The organism is Shewanella sp. CG12_big_fil_rev_8_21_14_0_65_47_15, assembly GCF_002783505.1.
Classification (GTDB): Bacteria; Pseudomonadota; Gammaproteobacteria; order Enterobacterales; family Shewanellaceae; genus Shewanella.
This window is the reverse complement of the sequence record NZ_PFGL01000019.1, coordinates 1-21933: the sequence shown is the minus strand read 5'-3', so window position 1 is coordinate 21933 and position 21933 is coordinate 1. Positions and strand designations below refer to the sequence as shown.

19 protein-coding genes, 1 pseudogene and 1 riboswitch are annotated in these 21933 nt (G+C 45.7%); of the genes and pseudogenes, 11 read left to right on the top strand and 9 right to left on the bottom strand.

From position 1 onward, the window contains the following. Nucleotides 1–22: 22 nt before the first annotated feature. The 5 genes from lpoB to COW15_RS04875 form a co-directional block, all read right to left on the bottom strand. Nucleotides 23–616, bottom strand: a complete 594-nt coding sequence (gene lpoB, locus COW15_RS04895) for a penicillin-binding protein activator LpoB (RefSeq protein WP_198780871.1) — start codon at nucleotides 614–616, stop codon at nucleotides 23–25. Nucleotides 617–678: 62 nt separating this feature from the next. After that, the gene (locus COW15_RS04890) at nucleotides 679–2082 is read right to left on the bottom strand and encodes a hypothetical protein (RefSeq protein ID WP_293630554.1); all 1404 of its coding nucleotides are present in this window, start codon (nucleotides 2080–2082) and stop codon (nucleotides 679–681) included. Further along, on the bottom strand, nucleotides 2079–2627 hold the full coding sequence (gene def / locus COW15_RS04885; protein ID WP_293630553.1) for a peptide deformylase: 549 nt from the start codon (nucleotides 2625–2627) through the stop codon (nucleotides 2079–2081). The genes COW15_RS04890 and def overlap by 4 nt, the downstream gene beginning before the upstream one ends. Nucleotides 2628–2689: 62 nt before the next feature. Next, nucleotides 2690–2902, bottom strand: coding sequence for a SlyX family protein (locus COW15_RS04880; protein ID WP_293630552.1), 213 nt, complete (start codon nucleotides 2900–2902; stop codon nucleotides 2690–2692). Nucleotides 2903–2911: 9 nt separating this feature from the next. Next, nucleotides 2912–3862: a hypothetical protein gene (locus COW15_RS04875; protein WP_293630551.1), complete on the bottom strand. Its 951-nt coding sequence runs from the start codon at nucleotides 3860–3862 to the stop codon at nucleotides 2912–2914. 154 nt (nucleotides 3863–4016) lie between these two features. On the opposite strand from COW15_RS04875, the gene fkpA reads away from it, so the two are divergent. The 6 genes from fkpA (at nucleotide 4017) to katB (ending at nucleotide 11214) form a co-directional block, all read left to right on the top strand. Further along, a complete protein-coding gene (gene fkpA, locus COW15_RS04870) occupies nucleotides 4017–4787 on the top strand; it encodes an FKBP-type peptidyl-prolyl cis-trans isomerase (protein WP_293630549.1) in 771 nt (256 codons plus the stop codon). 569 nt (nucleotides 4788–5356) lie between these two features. Further along, a complete protein-coding gene (exeM, locus tag COW15_RS04865; protein WP_293630547.1) occupies nucleotides 5357–7969 on the top strand; it encodes an extracellular exonuclease ExeM in 2613 nt (870 codons plus the stop codon). 106 nt (nucleotides 7970–8075) lie between these two features. Then, on the top strand, nucleotides 8076–8528 hold the full coding sequence (locus COW15_RS04860) for a hypothetical protein (RefSeq protein WP_293630545.1): 453 nt from the start codon (nucleotides 8076–8078) through the stop codon (nucleotides 8526–8528). 94 nt (nucleotides 8529–8622) lie between these two features. Further along, nucleotides 8623–9060 carry a PaaI family thioesterase gene (locus COW15_RS04855; protein ID WP_293630543.1) on the top strand — a complete coding sequence of 146 codons (438 nt, stop codon included), beginning with the start codon at nucleotides 8623–8625 and terminating at the stop codon, nucleotides 9058–9060. A gap of 83 nt (nucleotides 9061–9143) precedes the next feature. After that, nucleotides 9144–9386 carry a YgjV family protein gene (locus COW15_RS04850; RefSeq protein ID WP_006080419.1) on the top strand — a complete coding sequence of 81 codons (243 nt, stop codon included), beginning with the start codon at nucleotides 9144–9146 and terminating at the stop codon, nucleotides 9384–9386. Nucleotides 9387–9738: 352 nt separating this feature from the next. Then, the gene (gene katB, locus COW15_RS04845) at nucleotides 9739–11214 is read left to right on the top strand and encodes a catalase KatB (protein ID WP_293630535.1); all 1476 of its coding nucleotides are present in this window, start codon (nucleotides 9739–9741) and stop codon (nucleotides 11212–11214) included. 142 nt (nucleotides 11215–11356) lie between these two features. Here the strand turns inward: katB and COW15_RS04840 are convergent, their stop codons facing one another. Beyond that, nucleotides 11357–11911, bottom strand: coding sequence for a TMEM165/GDT1 family protein (locus COW15_RS04840; RefSeq protein ID WP_293630534.1), 555 nt, complete (start codon nucleotides 11909–11911; stop codon nucleotides 11357–11359). Between the two features lie 411 nt (nucleotides 11912–12322). After that, nucleotides 12323–12422, top strand: a riboswitch (cyclic di-GMP riboswitch). Between the two features lie 122 nt (nucleotides 12423–12544). Between COW15_RS04840 and gbpA the strand changes: the two genes are divergently transcribed. From gbpA to COW15_RS04825, 3 genes are all read left to right on the top strand, one after another. Then, the gene (gbpA, locus tag COW15_RS04835) at nucleotides 12545–13990 is read left to right on the top strand and encodes an N-acetylglucosamine-binding protein GbpA (protein ID WP_293630533.1); all 1446 of its coding nucleotides are present in this window, start codon (nucleotides 12545–12547) and stop codon (nucleotides 13988–13990) included. A gap of 557 nt (nucleotides 13991–14547) precedes the next feature. After that, nucleotides 14548–15723, top strand: a complete 1176-nt coding sequence (locus COW15_RS04830; protein ID WP_293630881.1) for an aromatic amino acid transport family protein — start codon at nucleotides 14548–14550, stop codon at nucleotides 15721–15723. 267 nt (nucleotides 15724–15990) lie between these two features. Further along, the gene (locus COW15_RS04825; protein ID WP_293630531.1) at nucleotides 15991–18147 is read left to right on the top strand and encodes a S46 family peptidase; all 2157 of its coding nucleotides are present in this window, start codon (nucleotides 15991–15993) and stop codon (nucleotides 18145–18147) included. A 282-nt stretch (nucleotides 18148–18429) separates the two neighbouring features. Here COW15_RS04825 and COW15_RS04820 read toward each other — a convergent pair whose 3' ends face one another. From COW15_RS04820 to COW15_RS04810, 3 genes and pseudogenes are all read right to left on the bottom strand, one after another. Next, a complete protein-coding gene (locus COW15_RS04820; protein ID WP_293630530.1) occupies nucleotides 18430–18717 on the bottom strand; it encodes a type II toxin-antitoxin system RelE/ParE family toxin in 288 nt (95 codons plus the stop codon). Further along, nucleotides 18714–18995 carry a type II toxin-antitoxin system Phd/YefM family antitoxin gene (locus tag COW15_RS04815; protein WP_293630529.1) on the bottom strand — a complete coding sequence of 94 codons (282 nt, stop codon included), beginning with the start codon at nucleotides 18993–18995 and terminating at the stop codon, nucleotides 18714–18716. Before COW15_RS04815 ends, COW15_RS04820 begins: the two co-directional genes overlap by 4 nt. A 526-nt stretch (nucleotides 18996–19521) precedes the next feature. Next, nucleotides 19522–19910: pseudogene (locus COW15_RS04810) on the bottom strand (transposase); the annotation flags it as partial. 163 nt (nucleotides 19911–20073) lie between these two features. Between COW15_RS04810 and COW15_RS04805 the strand changes: the two are divergent. After that, a complete protein-coding gene (locus COW15_RS04805; RefSeq protein ID WP_293630528.1) occupies nucleotides 20074–21342 on the top strand; it encodes a pepsin-like aspartic protease in 1269 nt (422 codons plus the stop codon). 8 nt (nucleotides 21343–21350) lie between these two features. Continuing rightward, nucleotides 21351–21860, top strand: a complete 510-nt coding sequence (locus COW15_RS04800) for a GNAT family N-acetyltransferase (protein WP_293630527.1) — start codon at nucleotides 21351–21353, stop codon at nucleotides 21858–21860. Nucleotides 21861–21933: the final 73 nt, after the last annotated feature.

Below are 21933 nucleotides of genomic sequence, written 5' to 3'. Positions count from 1 at the left end.
GTACTGGTGCCCAGTGCCGTAATTACATACCTAAGAAAGACTTAGACTTAGTCTTACGGATTTCTTTTTCATCTGACCACTCAATCAAACCGGTTTCTAAATCCATTAGACGCATGGTCATCTTGTAGTAAACGTCTTTAGTGCTACCGTCTTGTTTTACTATGCTAGACAGGTTGCCATAGAGCATATATTGGGCGCCAATTTGACGACCAAACTTGATGGCGGTTGATGGATCAATCATGCCAGTATTATTTTGATAATCCAGCTGCTTACGCACCGAATCAACCTTGGTCATATCGATAAAACGGAACTTGCCAGAACGTAACAGCTTATTGCTGATAGAGTCTGTCACTGACTCTGTATCAATATGCTCTGAGGTTTTGTTTTTAATGCTATCGACAAATAAAATTGGACGATTATTTGCAGTCATTGCGACGATTGGGGGGAACGTCATCATGCTATCCACCATCTTAGCGGCGATGGCCTGCAGATCCGTTGAGCCAAAGTTTTCGTTGACGGTTTCAACTTCGGTGGCATCACCATACTCGACTTTAGATTGACATGCAGCCAGACCCAGTACGGCAGCCAGCACAAAAATTAGTTTAAATTGTTTCATAGTCAGTTCCATTTTGTGATTGTATAAACTTAATGACACTCGTTTTATCCAAACATTCACCGCTAGATGATTATTGAATAAATTCGAGTGTAATTACCAGTATCAATTGCCCAGACTAAGGTGGTTTTGCCTGCTGCAACGTCAATTTTGGCTGGCGGAGCTTTATCTAACTGTAGGGTATATTCCCCCGGATTGAGATAACGTCTGCCGATCTGCGCCTGTTTAGGAAGCGTTAGCCAACTGCGGCGATCCGCCTGCTCAGTGACTACGTTAAAAATCTGCATGGCAATACTGCCTATATCGGCGGCATTGTTGCCGGGCTTACCGCTTTTTTCGACCTGATAGGCCATTTCTGATTTGGCATATACCCTAGCGACTTGGCGCACTAAAGTACCGGGCAAGTCTTCTTTTAATGCCGTGATGGCTAAGGCATCGATATTGGCAATAGGTTCGGTTTTGAGCTCTGTACCTAAACCTTGAACTTGGGCTGGCTGCACAAAAGCATTATTTGGGCCATAGGTCGCCAAAGACACGGTTTGCCAGTTACCGTGTATGGTAAAGGGCACTGTCAGCGCTTGCTTCTCGGGGACAAAACCACGCTCGACCATCAAGATCACTTGGCCTTCACCGGATTTGGGCAGTTTGGCATCGCCCCAGCGCCGCTTAAATTCATCGTATTGAGGCATGCCTAGCTGTTTCGCAAGGCGGACTAAATCCTGTTGTAAATAGGTGTTATCAGGGGTAATTTGCGCCGCTTTGCGGTAATCAATAAAGGCATCGTTTGGCTCGCCGAGCACTTCATGCAGTACGCCCGTAGTGTAATAGCTGTAGGCATTTAAGAAAGAGCTGGTCACAGTGCCGGCGGCCTGCCCGAGTTTATTGACCTCAGCATCGACAGTGCCATTTGCCATGGCTTGTACTGATTTTTGCGACTTTTGATAGCGTTCCTGTTCGCTGCCTTGCAACTCGTTACTGCGGCGCACTTCGACGAGCGCCCCTTGATAATCTCCACTGAATAAGTAATTAAGTGCTTGATATTGATGTAACATAATGCGCTCATACCCAGGCCCACGGTAGGGAATCGCATTATCGTTTAGCACTAAACTACTGGCGGTGGCGCCCACATCACTTGCGCTAATTTTGGCTTTATCGTCAAAGGCAATATAGGCGGCTACGGCCTGCTGATAGTATTGCTTGCTGCTGGCAAAGTCGCCGGCTATTTGGGCAACTCTCCCCGCTTCTTGGGCATAGAGTAGGCCATCGTTGCCATTGATATTGCTGGCAAGTTTGTCGATATCAGCCAAGGGGGTTGCAGTGTTTAGCCCTTGTTTAATTGGGGCAATTTGCGAGGGATAATTGATAAAAACACTGTTATAGGCACAGCCGCTGGCGCCTAATGCGAAGCCGATAATTAAGGTGCTGCTAATGGCCGATCTTATCAAAGAATTGCTGAAGGTCGTTTTCATGCTTGAGGATCACCTTCTTGATGGATACGCTGTTTTTGCTCCGGCATTTGTGAACGCTCTAATAGGGTAATGCCCTGTAAATGATCGAATTCATGTTGGAAGATCCGTGCAATAAATCCTGATAATTCAGTTTGCTGCCATTCACCCTGTAAATTCTGATAACGCACTTCGATAGTCTGATGTCGAAGAATATTAAATCTTTGCCCTGGCACTGACAGGCAACCTTCTTCACCTGCGCTAAGGTTAGCCGATACGCTTAATATTTGTGGATTGACGACCACAAGGGGAGCCATAAATGGGGCATCAGGATAACGCTCGTTAGGGCGCGAGGCCATAATAAATAAGGCTAAAGGGCTATACACTTGGGGAGCCGCGATGCCAACACCTTTGGCGGCCTCCATGCTGACAGACATTTGCTCTGCAAGGTGCGCAAGCTCGGCATCGAAATGATGCACAGCAATTGCAGTCTGCCCTAAGATAGCTTCACCCACTAACGCTATGGGTAGTAAAGGCGGGGTTTGTTTTGGCATCAAATGTTTAAACATCGCATTCCCTGGATATTTTGCGGTACCGTCTTCAATCAAACTCTTATTTTAAAGCGTCAGTATTAGTAATGTGGTGGCGGTGTTTCTTCTGCTTGGGTTGCCATATTACTGGGCTCTATTGCCTGTAACTTTCCGACTAATAATTGGATCTGGTGCTGCTGATGAGCCATGAGCCGATTCAGTTTTATCACTTCTTGGTTTAGCTCTTCGACCGTGAGTTCCTGAAAAGCTAGTTTCATTTGTAGCTCTTCAATCTGTGCTTGTACGCCTTGCATGACTAACCTCTATTGCTGCCAAGTCTCCACTAAGCCTTGGCTACTGATACTAACGACTTTATTGGTATCTCGAATTGCCACAGAGTATACAACGGCTCCTCGGTTTTGGCTGTTTTTAGTGAGTGCTACCTGCCATTTACCGATTTGTTTCCCGGTATCTCGTTGCCAGAGTATTACCTCTCTGGCGGGGGTGCCGGTTAATAGTTGGCTGTCTTGCTTAATAAAGCGTACCGCAGAGAAGTTCATTTGGCGACGTTTAATCTCTAATTGATTTAGCAACTTACCGCTAGTGTTGTCCCAGATTTTTGCTTCATTCGTGCTACCATTGGTAAAACTTAGGCTACCGCTATCATTGAGTGCAACCTTAGTGATGCGACTACTTAAGGTCCAAGTGTGCAGGGGTTGTCCGGTTTGTGCCTGCCAGAGAATGGCCTGCATATCGTTCGATCCTGTCAAGGCGATACGACCATCGGCTGAAAGGGCGACGCTATTCACCCGCTCTTTATGGCCTAGAAATTTGATTAACGCTGTTTTGGCCGCATTTAACGACATGACAGTACCATCATTAAGCCCGATTAAGAGGGCGCCAGTATCGGCAACCGCGACGCTCTCACCCGATGAGGGTAATGACCACCAACCTAGGGATTTACCGTCGGTTATTGTCCATAGCGCAACTGAATCCCGGCTTAATGAAGCGGCAAAGAGCCCGTTGGGGGAAATGGCTGTGCTGGTGACACCAGTATTGATATCGCCATGTATCCATTGGTATTTAAGTGTGTGGGTGCTTAAATCCCAATACTGGACGCCCTCACTTTGAGTCGCAACTAAGGCGAATTGGGCATTACTCGAGAGGCTGGCGCTATAACTAGGCCCTGTGGTGAGGACGTTAATATCATCGGCTTTGGGCTGGCAAGCCGTCAGAAAAATGGTACAAATTACCAGCAGTAGATTTTTCTTCATGAACTTGCTCCTAAAGTTGGTGTCTCTAGTCTCGAGAGAGTGAGATTAATCACTGTTAACCCATAAAGAATCTAGTTGGTATAACTGAGATAACTAGTATAAAGTTGTCGCGCTTAGGTTATTGTAACCGCTTGAGGATGCTGAGGAAGCTTTAATGAAATCGATTTATAAATTATCGTTAGTTGCATTGGCTGTTATTGGCCTATCTGCTTGTAATCAAGAAGAAAAAGCAACAAACACAAGCACAAATGTTGAATTAACGACAGAAGCTCAAAAAGAAGCATATAGTGTAGGCGCTTCAATCGGTCGTTATATGTCTGGCCATATCAAAGAGCAAGAAGAATTAGGCCTGCCAGTTGACCGCACTCTGATCGTTACAGGCTTTACTAACGGTTTGAATGATCAACTGAAATTAACTGAAGAAGAAATGCAAACCATTCTTCAAAGTTTAGACAAGAAGTTAAACGACAAACGTCAAGAACAAGCTAAGGCCATTGCCGCGAAAAATATCGAGGACGGTAAAAAGTTCCTCGAAGACAACAAGGCTAAACCAGGCGTAGTGACCACTGAATCGGGCCTGCAATATGAAGTGTTAACCCCAGGTTCTGGTGAAAAACCTGCCGCAGAAGACACGGTAGAGGTGGATTACGTCGGGACTTTAATCGACGGTACTGAGTTCGACAGTTCATACAAACGTGGTCAAACGGCTAAGTTCCCACTGAATCGCGTTATTCCAGGCTGGACCGAAGGCGTGCAATTAATGCCAGTGGGCGCTAAGTACAAGTTTGTTATTCCTGCAAACTTAGCCTACGGTGACCGTGATACAGGCACTATTCCACCTAACTCGACATTGATTTTCGAAGTTGAGTTGAAGTCAGTTGAGAAAGCGTCTGCAGCGCCAGCCGCTGAGCCTGCTCAAAAGTAAGTGATTAACTGCCGCATATAATAAGATGCAGCAATTGAAATACCGCTCCTAGTTGAGCGGTATTTTTTTTGCCTCGGAAAAGACTTGTTGTTTTAATCTGTATTGCAAAGGCAGCCTTAGCAAGGATTGGATAATGCGTATATGTTTAAATCTTAGATTCTATCATTGCTGAATGAGTTGTTTGTTTCAAAATAATGAATGCATAGTTAAGTTTTAAATAAATTAATTGAGCTTGATAGAGGTTGTTTTTTATATTTTATTTGGTACTTCGTTCTGAATAATATCATCAAAATATCATATTTAAATATTGTTGATTATTTGGCCATTAATGGGGAGTAATCCTGTTCGCATGTATTAGTCTTACTGGTTGTTTTTATTTGGTTAATACTTTCGTTCTATATGCTTGTTCTGCATGCTAAACAATTAAGTGTATATAATTATATACTCATCAATGTGTTACATGGTCAATGTGAGATCTTGCCCTCTTTTTTTACGCTTGCAACTCTGAAATAATCCGCCCGCACGTTAATAGAAGTTAGCGGCAATATTATAATAATGGGGTTGATGATATGGATAATGTTAATAAGTTAACGGCTATTTCTTTAGCGGTTGCAGCGGCTTTACCTATGATGGCAAGCGCTGATGTGATGATTACTGAATATGTTGAAGGTAGCTCAAATAATAAAGCGATTGAAATTTATAACGGCGGCGATACGGTAATTGATCTCGCTGGTTATAAACTGGTTCGTTATAAAGATGGTGCAACCGATGCATTAGATATGCAGGTCTTAGATGGCCAAACTATTGCACCTAAATCCACTAAGGTTATTTTAAATTCAAGTGGTGCTATTACGCCGGCTCAAGGTGTCGATAGTTTTTCTGGCACTTTAAGTTTTAACGGTGGTGATGCGGTTGCTTTAGTTAAAGATGGTGCCGTTGTCGATATTATTGGTGATGTGCCTACTCCAGCGGGTTGGGGGCTCGATGTTACCCTCAAGCGTAAACTCGACTCATTAGTGGCTAACACTGTCTTCAATTCTGCCCAGTGGGAACAACTGCCTAAAGATACTTTTTCTGGTTTAGGTTCGTTAGACACACCTGCTGAGCCTGAAGTCCCTGTTTTTAGCTGCAGCGGCGCGAAAATAGTGCCGATTTATCAAGTACAAGGCGCGGGTGAGTCGAGTCCTTTTGTTCCTGCTGGTGCATTTGAATCTGAAAGCGAAGTGACGGTTCGCGGTGTGGTCACTGCCCGTGGTGAAAGTCTATTTAAAGGTTTCTATCTACAAGAAGTTAAAGGGGATAGCTCACCCTATACCTCTGATGGTGTGTTTGTGTTCTTAGGTGAAGCTGCGCCAGAAGCGATTCAACCTGGGGTTGAAGTCTGCGTACAAGGCAAGGTGAAGGAATACTTCGGCCTAACCCAAATCGATATTAAAACCGACAAGAAATTTGAAGTCGGTACTAAGGGAGAAGTCCCAGTTGCCGCGCCTTTCTATGTCGCCGATGGTGAAACCTTAGCCCAAGCGCTAGAGCGCTATGAAGGCATGAATGTGGCTTTAGATGCGGGCAGCGATCTTAAGATCAGCCGTACCTTCAGCTATGACTACGCTGGCCGTCGTAATAACATGCTGGTGTCTTACAAAGAACCGCTAATGAAGTCGACACAGCTGTATCCCGCGCTTTCTGCCGAAGCGACGGCATTAGTCAAATTTAACCAAGCTAACCAACTCTTTATCGAATCCGATTACAAGCCAGCCGATGGTGTTATTCCATACTTCCCTGACTTTAACGTCGAAACCGGTTATATCCGTGTTGGCGATCAACTGACTAACCTGCAAGGTGTGATTGGTTATAGTTACGGCGCTTATCGTTTAGTGGCGACTAACTCGATTACTGCCGGTGATTTTATTCGTGGTGATGATAGAACCGAAGCCCCAAGCGTAGCGACTAAGGGCGATCTGCGCGTGGCGAGCTTTAACGTGCTGAACTTCTTCAACGATGTCGTTGGCGGCGATACTAACCCTTCAGGCAGTAACCGTGGTGCACTGACCGAAGAAGAAATGCTGTTACAACGCACCAAAATTGTCAGTGCCATTACTGCTATGAACGCCGATATCGTCGGCTTAATGGAAATTGCCAACAACGGTTTTGGTGAGAAGAGTGCGATTAAAAACTTAGTCGATGCACTGAACGAGAAGCAAACGCCTGAAAATGCCTATAGCTTTGTTGAGATCGCCGATGCTGACAAGTATGACGGCAAATACTTTGGTTCCGATGCTATCACTGTCGGCATGCTATACCGTGGCGGCAAAGTGACCTTAGCAGGTGCTGCGCAAGCTATCGATACACCAGAGCAACATGCGAGTGCTGGCAGTGTGACTCGGACTAAAGATGACAAGACTGAAACTAACCCAGGTAACGATGCTTACCAACGTCACAGTCTCGCGCAAACCTTTAAGATCCACGATGAATCCCTGACGGTAGTAGTTAACCATCTGAAATCTAAGGGCTCAGGCTGTTTAGAAGATTGGGCTAACTTCGAAGAGTCGGTCGATCCTGCCGATCAACAGGGCAAGTGTAATGCTTTCCGTGTATCAGCAGCCAAAGTCTTGGGTGAAACATTAAAAGACGTGAAGGGTGATTTATTGGTCATAGGTGATATGAATGCCTATGGTATGGAAGATCCTATCCGTGTATTGACGGATTTCGATGCGAGCAAGTCAGATCGCGATATCATGACTGCTTCTTGGACGACGCTTGATGGCAAAGTGTTTGAACGCCAAGGTAGCAAGATTGAGAAGGGCTATGGCCTGATCAACTTGAACACTAAGGCCCACGGTGCAGGCACTTTCTCCTATAGCTATAACGGTGAGTTAGGTAATTTAGACCATGCTTTAGCCAATGCTAGCCTAGCCAAGCGATTAGTGGATATTGAAGATTGGCATATCAACTCGGTGGAATCGAACCTGTTTGAATATGGTAAGAAATTCTCTGGTGATCTGGCTAAATCTGAAAATGCGTTCTCTGCCTCAGATCACGATCCTGTGATTGTCGCCTTAAGCTACCCAGCACCAGTTGAGCCACCAAAACCTGAACCTAAACCTAAGGACGATGGTGGTTCCTTGGGTTATTTAGGTTTAGCACTGATGTCTTTATTTGGCTTACAACGTCGTCGCCGTTAATTCATCAGTTTGATCATCACAAAGAAAGTTTGTGAACTAAACTGAGAGCAAAGGGATGGTTAACCATCCCTTTTTTATGCTTTGTGATGCTTAACGGGAGGAATATATGGTCGCTACGGCTTCTTATCCCATGGAGGGTGTGAAAGCACCCATGTGGTTTTATTTTGTCGCAACTTTTAGTTTACTGTGGAATATCATGGGATTCTTGGCATTTGTTATCCAAATGACAATTACGCCGGAAGCGATGACACAGATGAGTCCAGATCAAATCAAACTCTATGAGTCTACGCCAAGGTGGGTCGATCTCATCTTTGGCTTTGCAGTGGTTTCTGGGGTGCTAGGTTGTTTGTTGTTAATATTGAGAAAAGCCATATCTTATAAAGTGTTATTGGCGTCGCTGATCGCAGTGTTAGTGCAAATGGGCTATGTATTCGGTATCCAACAAGCCGCCATTATCCTAGGAAATGACAGTCTTATTATGCCGAGTGTCGTGATCCTTTGGGGGATTTTTCTCGTCTGGTTTAGCCATTTTAGCATCACCAAGCAGTGGTTAACCTAAACGGATTTGGGTCTTATTTAGCTTTTGTTAATTTGTTGAACTTCATCCAGTTCTCAGTAAACTGCTCGTAGGTTTTATTAACTAGGATGTTGAAATGAGTATTTGGTTTAGACCTGTGACCTTAGAAGATTGCGCGCGTTTAGATGCCGGAATGGGCGGCAAAGGCACATTAATGCAGACCTTAGGGATAGAGATCTGTGAGATTGGCGACGATTATATGAAGGCGACTATGCCAGCCAGTCCAGCGGTGCATAATCCTCTGGGCATAGTCCATGGCGGCGCGAATGTCGCGCTTGCTGAAACCGTTGCCAGCTATGCGGCAAACTTTGCGGTGGATTTTGAGCAGTATTATTGTGTCGGGCAAGAGATTAACGCCAATCATTTACGGGCTTCCCGCAATGGGGTGTTAACCGCAACGGCTAAGCCAATCCATCTCGGAAAACGTAGCTCTGTATGGGAAGTGTTAATCCATAACAGCGCCGGTGAACTGACCTGTATTTCACGGATGACGGCGGCTGTCGTTAAACGCTAAGTGCAATAGCCCAGCCTATTTCCTGCGGTGTGAATGGCGCATCAATCGTTTTGATTTAAATAATTTATGAATAAGGATTGGATATGGATAACGCGACAATTTGGGAATGGGTTGGTTATTTAGCGTCTGTGGTCGTTGCAATATCACTGATGATGTCAAACATCAAAAAACTGCGCTGGTGGAATCTTATCGGTGCGGCTTTATTTGTGGCCTACGGCGTGGCAATTGGGGCTTACCCTGTAGCCTTAGTTAACTTTTTTATCGTACTGATAGACACTTATTATCTGGTTAAGCTTTACCGCGAAGCCGACTCACCCGCCAGTTAATGGCAACGCATCATCTTTCTCCGCTTTTTTGTACCGCACTCTGCTTTACAGTACTCAGCTTTACAGCACTCAGCTTCATCCCAGCGAGCAGCCATTTGGTTTTTCAGCCGCATCTTAGTGATGTGAGCGGACCATTGGCTGTGAGTCTGTGCAATCGTTTATCTACTTTGCTATTTTTGTTAATCTCATTTATAGATTGCATGAATCTAGTTTAATCGTTTTATTATTTACTGGCGATTCTCTATTCTTGCTCCATCGACAACACGTCGCCAGCCAAGGAGATAAACCATGGCCACCATTTACGATTTAATTGAAACCTGGTTAACCAGCAATCAAGACTAAGGAGCAGGGCATGAGTCAACAACATCAAACAAGTCAGTACTTAACGAGCCAAAACGGCGCCCCAGTGGCCGATGATCAAAACTCACTGTCGGCGGGTGAACGTGGGCCTCTGCTATTACAAGATTGGCATTTAATTGAAAAGTTAGCCCATTTCAACCGTGAGCGTATTCCTGAGCGTATCGTGCATGCCAAAGGTACCGGTGTTTACGGCACATTTACCCTGACTAAAGATTTAAGCGATTACACCATAGCCGACCATTTCAATGGCGTTGGCAAGCAAACTGAAACCTTTATTCGTTTCTCGACCGTCGGTGGTGAAATGGGTTCAGCCGATGCTGAGCGCGATCCACGTGGCTTTGGTTTACGTTTTTATACTGCCCGTGGTAATCACGATATCGTGGGTAACAACACGCCGACTTTCTTTTTGCGTGATGGGATTAAGTTCCCAGACTTTATCCATACGCAAAAGCGTAATCCTAAGACAAACTTAAAAGATCCACAGGCCATGTGGGACTTTTGGTCATTGAACCCTGAAGCCATGCATCAAGTAACCATTTTGATGTCGGATCGCGGTATTCCGGCCAACTACCGTCAAATGCACGGTTATGGTTCACACACTTTCTCGCTGTGGAATGCCAAGGGCGAGCGTTTCTGGGTGAAGTTCCACTTTAAATCCCAGCAAGGTGTGGTCAACTTAACCAACGAACAGGCCGATAAATTAAAAGGGATCGATCCCGATTCATCCCAGCGCGATATGGTGGTGGCGATCACCGATGGTAACTTCCCACGTTGGACTGTTAACGTGCAGATTATGCCTGAGGCGGATGCCAATACTTATCATATCAATCCATTTGATTTAACAAAGGTTTGGCCGCATAGCGACTATCCATTGCTTGAGATTGGCGTGTTAGAACTGAATCGCCTGCCACAAAACTATTTTGCCGAAGTTGAGCAAGTGGCATTGGCACCGAGCAATTTGGTCCCAGGCGTCGGCGCTTCACCCGACAAGATGTTACAAGCGCGTTTATTTGCCTATGCAGATGCCCAGCGTTACCGCATTGGTGCTAACTACAACCAATTGCCGGTGAACTGCCCACATGCCGCTAAGGCAAATCACCATCAACGTGCGGGCGCTATGGCGGGCACACAATGCCCTTACCATGGCAGCCAGACCGGTGGCGACGCTTCTGCTAACTATGGTCCGAACAGCACTGCGGATGCCTTGGTTGAACCGGTCAATTTTGCCGAGCCACCACTGCGTTTAGAAGGCGAGGCGGCGCGTTATAGTCGTTATAATCAAGACGATTATACTCAAGCGGGTAATCTGTATCGCATCTTCTCTGAAGATGAGAAAGCGCGCCTAGTGGCAACGATTTCAGGTTCATTGAGTCAAGCGAGTTTAGATGTGCAGCAGCGTATGCTGGTACATTTCGAACAAGCCGATGCCGATTATGGTCAACGGATCAAAACAGCATTAGGGCTATAAGTTGCGTTTCTAAGAAGTTCAGTTTCTATGAGGTTAAGCTTCTAAGTCGACACTGTTTATCTCAATAAAACCGTCGTAAGTAGAAAGGCCAGTGATGGATATCACTGGCCTTTTTGTTAAGTTAATTCAAGCTTTAAAGCATTTAGAACAGCAGAGTGACAACGCCTAACAGGGCGAACAAAACGGCGCAGCCACGGTGTATCCAGAGCATAGGCAATTTTTCGGCGCTGAAATGGCCTGCGATCACTACGGGTACGTTGGCAAGCAGCATACCTAAGGTTGTGCCTGCCACCACCATAGTCAATGAATCGTATTTTGCGGCTAACACTACCGTTGCGATTTGGGTTTTATCCCCCATCTCGGCGATGAAGAACAGGATAAAGGTGGCGAGGAAGGGGCCCATTTTATAGAAACGGCTCTCCTCGGCATCGACTTTATCTGGGATTAACACCCAAAGGGCAATCGCAAAGAAGGACGCCGCAACTAAATAACGGGCAAGATCTGGGCTGACCCAGTTAATCGCCCATTGGCCAATCCAAGCTGCGGCAAAATGGTTAAATAAGGTCGACAGCAAAATACCTAGAATTATGGCGGTTTTGTTTTTAAATCTTGCGGCAAGAATCAGTGCAAGCAATTGAGTTTTATCACCAATTTCGGCAATAGTAACCGTAAAGGTTGAGGCAAGTAGGGCTTCCAAGTGTGATCCTTTAGGGGTGGTTAAGACATAAGCACAATAAACCGTCCACCCCTAGGTGCAGTCATTGTGCTCAGGTCTTGCTGGGCAAATCGATGATTTGCTGTGAACACCATGGCGTGTGGCCAAGTATGTTGATGTTCACCCTAGATGACGATGGCTCGAAATCCAGTTAGCTACTCCCCCGAAGCGAGGTGGGCATTATACCTAAGCGCCTTTCGGTTTCAAGCACGAGTTTATTGCAGTAGATACGAATGGATGTTTGACAGGTGTCAGAATAATACCGCGCGTCATTCTGTAATTGTATGAATATAAATAGATTATTATTTTGACAGCGTTGTCTTTTGTTGCTAATTTAGCCAAGTCATTTCTACTTGATTACATATTATTAACTCGTAGTGATTCGATGACACCTACCGTATTTGGCAAACTAATTGAAAAGTTAGGACGCAAAGCTTCCGGTCTAAGGTTGTAAATGGATTTTTTAGTGAACTAAGATAGCGGAGTTGCCGCAGAATTCGATTTCTGTGAAAGATAAACGACTGCTGTTTAATGCTGTTGTTTGCCCAAATACCACTTTTATACCTAAGCCCAAGCCAATACTGGCAAAGATGGGTGCAAATGGAGTGCATTAAAGTGGCAAATCCTACTGTTTTTTCCCCTGTTTCTAAATTGAGTTTATTGGCCGCCGCGGTGATGGCGGCCAATGCGTTTGTGAGTATTTCTGCACAGGCACACGGTTATGTTGTGGCACCAGAGTCACGTTCCTATGCCTGTAAAACCGGCAACAATGCCAACTGTGGCGCGGTGCAATGGGAACCGCAAAGCGTTGAAGGACCATCGGGTTTTCCTGAATCGGGTCCCGCGGATGGCAAACTGGCGAGTGCGGGTAATGGTGCTTTCTCGCCTTTAGATGAACAGAGTCCCAGTCGTTGGTCAAAGACGGATATCAAAGCGGGCTGGAATAAGTTCAGTTGGCAGTTTACTGCCAATCATGTCACCCGCAATTGGCGTTATTATTTAACCCGCCAAGATTGGGATCAAAACCAAGCCTTGAGCCGTGCGAGCTTTGACTTAGCGCCATTTTGCGTGGTCGATGGTGGCATGGTGCAGCCACCTAAGTTAGTGACCCATGACTGCTATGTGCCAGAAGGTCGCAGCGGTTATCAAGTGATTCTAGCCGTGTGGGAAGTGGGTGATACCACCAATAGTTTCTACAATGCTATCGATGTGAATTTAGGCTCGGGTCCCGTCGTACCGGGTGAATGGCTCGATGTGGGCGATATTAATCCGTCACTCGATCTCAAGGCGGGCGATAAAGTGATGACCCGAGTGTTCGATGCCAATGGTGAGCAACCGGCTAAGCAAACAGTGATTACCATTAGCGATGCGACTCAAGGTGATAAACAAAATTGGCCTTTCCTATTAGCGAGCGCGATTAATGCCCAGCAGTCTCAGTTAAAAGCGGGACAAAAAAATGCATCAGGTGTGATTGAGCCTGTGTATGGCAAAAACGACATTTTTACTGCGACGACCTCAGGTATTGAACGTGTCGAAGTGGGATTCGATCTGGCGCCCGCACCGGGCAACAGCTTAGAAGTCACTTCACTTGCCGACGATTATCACATTATCGACGGCGCGGCGCAGGTTCGTTTTGACGTCACCAGCAATGCTGAAATGTTAGTGTCTGCGTATTTGTTTAGTCACGATGGCACGGCTGCGGGTTTTGTGAGCCAAACCGTTAACAATACCAGCGCGAGCTTAGTGTTAGATGTGGTTGCGCCTAAAGCAGGGCATTATCACTTGCAGGTTAAAGCTGAGCCTAAACAAGGTGATGTTATTCAGCAGAACTTTGATCTCTTCTTAAAGGATCAAGCACCAGCGCCAGAAGCGGATTTTGTCTTCCCTGAAGGAGTCAAAGGTTACGTTGCGGGCACTACAGTGTTACAGCCTAAAAATGGCAAAGTGTATCAATGTAAGCCATTCCCCTATAGCGGCTATTGCATGCAGTGGTCGGCTTCTGCCACAGGATTTGAGCCAGGTGTTGGCGCTTCTTGGACTATGGCGTGGACCGAGCTGTAAATTAACATGTTGAGTTAATCGATTCTGTAATTGGGCTTAAACACAGCGAATATGTTTAAGCCCATATTCAGCGCGCTCGCGACGGTCAAAATACACGTTTTATCCCGATTCACCCACAATGCGGCATCCCACGTATTCCTGACAAAGGTAGCGATTTTGTTGGCTTGTATGTTTTCGTTTATCACAGCGCTATTAAGTTGTTACCGTACAGTGCGCGACTTATCTTTGTTCACAACTGGCTTGCCCACTGGGTTTGGCTCTGTTAATGTCCCAAACTATCTATTTTACCTATGTTGTTATTGGGATTATCACAATTGAAAGTCATGCCACTTTTATGCAACCGATTTAGTTAGCCTCAATGGCTACTGGGTTGAAATATTCAAAAGCTATTGGGGCCAATTGATCTGCGGGAATGAGATCCGATTGGATGCTTTTTGAAGCTGCTTTAAGTGATGTGTTGCTTATTTCGATTTAAGACGCAAGGCTTTATCGGTTCAAATCTTACTCAAATAAAATAATAATTAATCATTGAACAGGACTATTGTGTGAATTCAAAAATGTTAGGCTCGATCGCCATCGTTGCCGGGACGGCCATTGGCGCAGGTATGTTAGCCTTACCTTTAGCGACTGCGGCTTTGGGGATTATTCCAGCGTTAGTGTTACTCGTCGTTATTTGGGGCGTTTCTGCCTATACCTCGCTATTGATGCTCGAAATTAATTTGCGCTCAGGGGTAGGTGATAATGTGCATGCCATCACGGGTAAGCTTCTGGGTAAAAAAGGTCAAATAATTCAAGGGGCTTCTTTTCTGAGTTTATTGTTTGCCTTGACTGCGGCTTATCTTACTGGCGGTTCTTCGTTATTAGTGCTTAAAGCGAAGAACATGTTCGATATCGTGCTGGATAATCAAGTCGCCGTATTATTGTTTACCCTAGTGCTCGGCGGATTTGCGGCGCTCGGTGTGGCTTGGGTCGATAAAGTGTCCCGCTTCCTGTTTTCGTTAATGATCCTACTGCTGGTGGTGGTAGTACTCTTTTTACTGCCCGAAGTCAGTATTGCCAGCATGGCAACGGGTACGATTGCCGAGTCTCTGACCAGCAGTTGGATGGCGGCGATCCCCGTCGTGTTTACTTCTTTTGGTTTCCACGTGTGTATCGCCACTTTAGTGCGTTATTTGGATGGCGATGCGGTTTCACTGCGTAAGGTGTTGTTAATCGGTTCGACGATTCCTCTCGTTTGTTATGTGCTTTGGTTGTTGGTGACCTTAGGTACCGTTGGTGGGGCCGAGATCAGTGGTTTTAACGGTTCCTTACCGTCACTGGTGACAGCGTTGCAGGACATTGCCCATACGCCTTGGATCAGTAAATGTATCTCGTTATTCGCAGACTTAGCCCTAGTGACTTCATTTCTAGGGGTGACCTTAAGCCTATATGATTTTGTTGCCGAACTGACTCGTGCGAAAAATACCCTTGTTGGTCGCATGCAGACCTGGGCTCTCACCTTTGTACCACCCTTACTATGTGCCCTGTATCTGCCGGAGGGCTTTGTCGCTGTGCTTGGATTCGCGGCTGTGCCTTTGGTGGTGATGATTATATTTCTGCCGATTGCCATGGCGCTGCGTCAACGCCAAGTGCAAGCGGAAGGATATCAAGTCTCTGGCGGCTCGGTTGCGTTAATTACCGCGGGTGTCTTAGGGGTTGTTATTATTGGTGCCCAGCTAGTAGTGGCCTTGTGAAGCGTAATTGCATGGCGATATTTTAGCGAACGAGGCAGGGTAATCTCTGGGAAATGTATTTGCTTTGTAAGCGAATTTTTCTGAGCCTGTTATAGAGTGTACCCCATATGATAAAGTCAGGCCCCGGCCTGACTTTTTGCTTTTTAGGTTTTAAAGCGAGTGATGCTGGGTTGTAGCACTGTTATTTGAGCTTAAAACGACACTATTAAAACAAGAACATGGCCCAGCTTGCACATGGCTTTATTCACATAAAATGGACTTAACACAATGAAAAAATGGTTACTCGCCACCGTAGTTGCAGCCAGCTTTGGCGCTCAGGCAGACGAAGGCATGTGGCAGCCACATCAGTTACCTGCAATGGCCGATGAGCTAAAAGCCAAGGGTTTAGAAATTGATGCGAAATCGATCTCTAAACTCACCGAATTTCCTATGAATGCCGTGATAAGCCTTGGCGGTTGTACTGCATCATTCGTATCGCCAAAAGGCTTAGTTGTCACTAACCATCACTGTGCCTATGGTGCGATTCAATACAACTCAACCCCAGAAAAAAACCTACTGCAAGATGGCTTTTTAGCTAAGACCTTTGCCGATGAGTTACCTGCGGCGCCCGGTTCTCGCGTATATGTGACCGAAGATGTGACCAATGTGACTGAGCGTGTCAATGCTGGGCTTGAAAACAAAACGGGTCGTGAGTTTTACCAAGGCGTTGAGGAGCAAGAAAAAACGCTCGTCGCCGAGTGTGAAAAGGATGAAGGCTACCGTTGCCAAGTGTATAGCTTCCACGGCGGCCTCGAATATTATCTGGTTAAACAACTGGAAATTCGTGACGTACGCTTAGTCTATAACCCAGCCGCGAGCGTGGGTAAATACGGCGGCGACGTCGATAACTGGATGTGGCCACGTCACACAGGCGATTTCTCTTTCTACCGCGCCTATGTGTCTAAAGCGGGCAAACCTGCCGATTTCAGTAGCGATAACGTGCCATACGAACCAAAAAGCTTCTTAAAAGTATCGGCTAAAGGCGTGAGCGATGGCGATTTTGTGATGGTGGCTGGCTACCCAGGTCGCACCAACAGATATCGCACCGCCAATGAAGTACAAAATCAGTTCGAGTGGGCTTATCCAGAAGGTAAGTTATTGCGCGAGCGCTTTATTGAGATCATTAAAGATACCGCGCCAGAGGGCAGTGACGAACGTATTAAGTACGAGAGTCAAATTGCTAGCCTTGCAAACTATGCGAAAAACTTCACTTCGATGATTGAGTTTTATGGCAAATCCACCATGTTGGCTGACCGTAAAGCCCGCGAAGCAGAGCTTGCAGCGTGGATCGCTAAAGACAGCAGCCGTGAAGCGAAATACGGCAAAACCTTAGCGGAATTAGATGCGTTAATTGCCAAAAGTAAAGCGCATCAAGAGCGTGACATGATCTTAAGCTACATAGGTAGCACGACTATGTTGCCAACGGCGCGCAGCTTGTATCGCTTAGCGAACGAGAAACAACTGCCGGATATACAGCGTGAACCTGGCTTCCAAGAGCGTGATATGACTCGCCTCAAAGCGAGCATGGAGCGTATCGACCGTCGTTATGCGCCAAGCGTCGATAAAGCTGTGTTGTTCGATATGCTGAAACGCTACGCCGCACTGCCAGAGGACAAACGCCTACCCGCATTGGATAAAGCCTTTGGTATCGATAAAAAGTTCAGCGAAGCTAAGCTTTCGAAAACCTTAGACAAAATGTACGCCAAAACTGAGTTAGGCAAAAAAGACGTGCGTCTGGCGTGGATGGATAAATCCGTTGCCGATTTTAAAGCCTCTAAAGATCCTTTCATTCAATTCGCCGTGGCTATGTATGACACTGATATGGCTGAAGAAAAGAAAGAAAAAGAACTGGATGGCGAGCTGATGAAAGTGCGTCCGCAGTACATGGATGCCATCATTGCTTACAATCTTGAGCAAGGTAAGCCAGTGTATGCCGATGCGAACTCAAGCCTGCGTGTCACGGTCGGTCATGTGAAAGGCTACTCGCCAAAAGACGGTTTAGTGGCTGTGCCATTCACTCGCCTTGAAGGCATAGTGCAAAAGGACACAGGTGTTGATCCATTCGATGCACCGAAAAAAGAGTTAGAGCTGATTAAGCAGAAGCAATACGGTGATTTCTATGTGAAAGCCATCGATTCTGTACCGGTTAACTTCCTGTCGACCTTAGACACAACCGGCGGCAACTCAGGTTCACCCACCCTAAACGGCCGCGCTGAATTAGTCGGTCTGCTGTTCGATGGTGTGTATGAAAGCATTATCGGCGACTGGGCATATGACGATAACATCAACCGTTCTATCCAAGTGGATAGCCGCTATATGTTGTGGGTAATGAAGTATTTAGATCATGCCGACAATCTATTAGCCGAGATGGAAATCGTTAAGTAATCTATTGCCGCACCAGCAATGGTGTGGCCTGTAGTGGCATAGTGAATTTGGATTAATAGCATTCAAGCGCGATTTAGCGCTCTTTGAATCCAGCCATAACAAGATAATAAAATAGCGATAAACTCACAGGGTTTATCGCTATTTTTGTATTTAGAGGTTGATCATGCAGGGTTTCGAGTGCTTGTTTTGGGTTGTGGGATAGAGTCAGTTTCATGACCTGAAGCTTGAACCTCTGTTTTAAAAGCCAAGCATCTTCAATGATTGCGGGTATATTACACAGTTTTACACATCGTCTTCCGTCAACATTTGACGGCAATTACGCACTGTAAGCACTCGAATTTCATGACTTAAGCTATAAATAATACGATCGTGACCAAAAATGATTTCACGATAGTTCGTGTGGGGCATTTCAGGAACAAAGCGCCCCATTTCAGGCATACTTCCGAGCAATTCCGTTTTGTCGAAAACTTCATTTGCCCATTTTTCAGCAGCCGATGGATTATCCAAAGAAATGAACTCTACTGCATCACCAAGCTTTTGAAGTGCTAGGGGAGACCAAACTACTTTCATTTAATAATGCGCGCTAATACTTGAGCACGCGCATCTTCATTTGCGACACCAAGACCCGAAGCTAATTGAGATTCTGCTGTGCGCATTTCTTCTAGTAGCTCGATTTTCTCTAGCATTGCTTCATACTCTGCAACATCGAGAACAACGGCAACACCTTTACCGCGTTGCGTGATGACCAACGGACGACGAGTCTCATTGATTTGTTTGATGTAAGAGGTTACACCTGCACGAAACTCAGATAACGGCTGAATATCTTGATCGAAACGAATACGACTCATATTGAACTCCATTTGGTACAAAATAACGTACAAACTATAGTCCGGTTAACCGTTGTGAGCAAGGGGGCTGCGTTATAACGTCTAAATATTTATGCGCCCCACAGGAGCGAGACTTTGGATTCACAAAGGGGGAATTTTAAAAATTAACGCCATTTCATATATTTTTTCTTCAATATCAAGTAATCATATATGAAAAATAAGACCGCACAGCTAATACCTACAAAGCAAATCCAGAGCAAATCCGGCCACCCAAGTTAAAACAATAACATAATGTGCTTTCGGCTTGCCTTCATGTTGCATTGACTAAAGTTGCTTTAACGAGAGTTATAAAAAATGGCTGGATTGCTGATGGAGACTAAATCAAGCTAACTAGCTAAAAAATGGCAGATTTTAACCGTGATAAGTCATCCCGTAGAGCCAGGGGAAAGTAGAGGTGATAGTTACTATAGGATTGCTATCAGTTGATTTGGAAGTGCTGACAACCTATCGCAAAGTGTCGTCGTCGCTTTTCTAAGCGTCCCTCTCAGAATCGACCTGTGCAGTTATCCTCTTGATTTGCTTGCCTTGCTATCGGTTCATTCAAACATCTCATGAACCATGAAATATCACATAATCGGCTGCGGTAAATTGCAATGGCGCGCTTGAGCCTGAGCACTTGGTGGGGTTCGACTAACTCTCCTTTGGCAAATTTTTGCGTTAATTCATCGCCTTTAAACAGCTTATGCTACTGCTCAAGCACTTCTCGGTCAGTCCAGTTGTTTGCGGTCTCTATATCGATATGCAAGACCACATGCAGATGATTTGACATCACCGCATAAAAATGCACGTCGAATAATGCGGCTACAGCAATGGTAATAGAAACTGATTTTAAAGAGAGAGTTCAAGACTAATTTGAGTTCTGCGAGGGCGCGGCATAAAAACCTCCTTGTTTAAGGCTTAACCAAAGCATAGTCGGAGGTTAACTACCGAGCCATTAAGATTGGGTGTCTTTGTTTCCTTCTTTGTTTCCTTTCTTGACACCCTAGTGTGATTCTGTGATAACAGGCTCCTAACTTTTCCCCTCTTAATGTTTATTTTTATGTCTAGCCATTTACATCAAAGTCGACTGGCGTTAACCAACGTCTTAGCAGAAGGGGGCTACACTGCCAGTGTTAAATTGGGCAGTCAGGCCACAAAAGTTAATCTCATCATAGATACTGGCAGTTCCACCTTAGTGGTGCACCACAACCGCTACCAGCCCGAACTCGATCAACATCTGCGACCATCGACCTTAGCCCAGGAAGTCTGCTACGGCTTGGGTGGCTGGCTTGGCGCGGTGATTTATACCAAAGTGGCGACGCCATATCTGCAGTTAGACAATACCCCTGTGGCCTTAGTATACCGTGAGGCCGAGCATACATTTTTGAACGCCGATGGCATTTTGGGCTTGGCTTATCATAGGCTTAACCCAAGTTATGATATGGGCCGATATTTAACGGCTCACAGTGTCGAGCCGCCAGTGACCTATCCTTGGCCCTTTCCTGGTTCTCATCATCCGCTTTGCCATCAGGACTTAACCGATTTTAAGGCCTTGCTGTATACCGCAGTAGAGTGCGATGTACCGACCTACTTTAGCTTAATGGAAGAGTCGGGGCGCTGTGCCAATCGGTTTGCGTTTATCTCGCGTCGCTCCAGCATTCACTATGCCAGTGAGCGAGTCGAACACCATGCTTTACATGATGACCCGCTCAATCAAGGCTGGTTGATACTCGGCGGCGGTGAAGAACATACTCAGTGTTATCATGGCGATTTTATCGATGTCAAAGTGGTACACGACCGCTATTACAACGTGAATTTGCTCAGTATCAATATTGCGGGCGGTGATAGCATTCATTTGCCCACAGTCGCAGAGGCGCACCTAAATCGTGGCTCCAGCAATGCCATTATCGATACCGGTGCGTCTATGGTGTCACTGCCGCAAATGGCATTTAGCGCATTGATGAGTCAGCTAAAAGCGCAAGTGCCAAACGCTGCAGAACTGCTAGCGCCATTTGAACAAGGCTATAAGGCGCAGCAGCGCGGAATCGATGCCAGTGCTTTGCGACTAAGCGACTGGCCAGATATCGAATTTCATTTTGAAGGTGAAAATGGTCAGAGTGTAACCCTGCTTTGTCCGCCTACAAGTTACTGGCAAATCAATACTCCTGCTTATGGCAAAGCCTGTTTTAAATTCATGGGGCAATTACCACAATGGCCCGCCCAAAGTATTCTGGGCTTGCCATTACTTAATCCCTATTACGTGGTGTTTCGCCGCGATGAAGGTGAAGCCGGCATAGTGCGCTTTGCCGCCCTAGTCGATGAGGTATAAGTGCAAAAATGATCCCACTACAAACCAGTAAAGTCTGGCTAGTGCCTTTGTCGGAGATGGATAAAGACTTGTTTGTTGAGCTTTACACCTCTGAGCGTTTAATGAGTAAGATAGCGGCACCATTTTCTGTGACACGCGCCCAAAGCGCTTTTCAAAAGACGTTAGCTGCGACTCAGGAGGCTCATCCAAAAATAATGAGTTGGGCTATTAGAGGCAAAATCTGCGATACAGCAATGGGTATCGTTGGGTTTTCGGACATCACTTATCCCGAACAAGCTGATTTAGGGATTATTTTACGTCGTGAGGCACACGGTAAAGGTGTGGTCGTCGACGTGGGCGATGTGCTGTGTGATTACGCGCTTAAACAAGTCGGATTACATCGTATTCGAGCTGAGCATCATATCGATAATAAAATCACACAGCGTATATTACGGCAAATGGGTTTTAACCCGCCTCAGCCACATAAATGCAAGGTTGACACGCTAGAATGTTATTTAACAGAGCCTAAATTGGGTTGAGCTGTTTCAAAGCGAGATAAAAAATGTTAATTTCGGCAAATAATAAAACTAACAAATACTTTACATGTCGGGT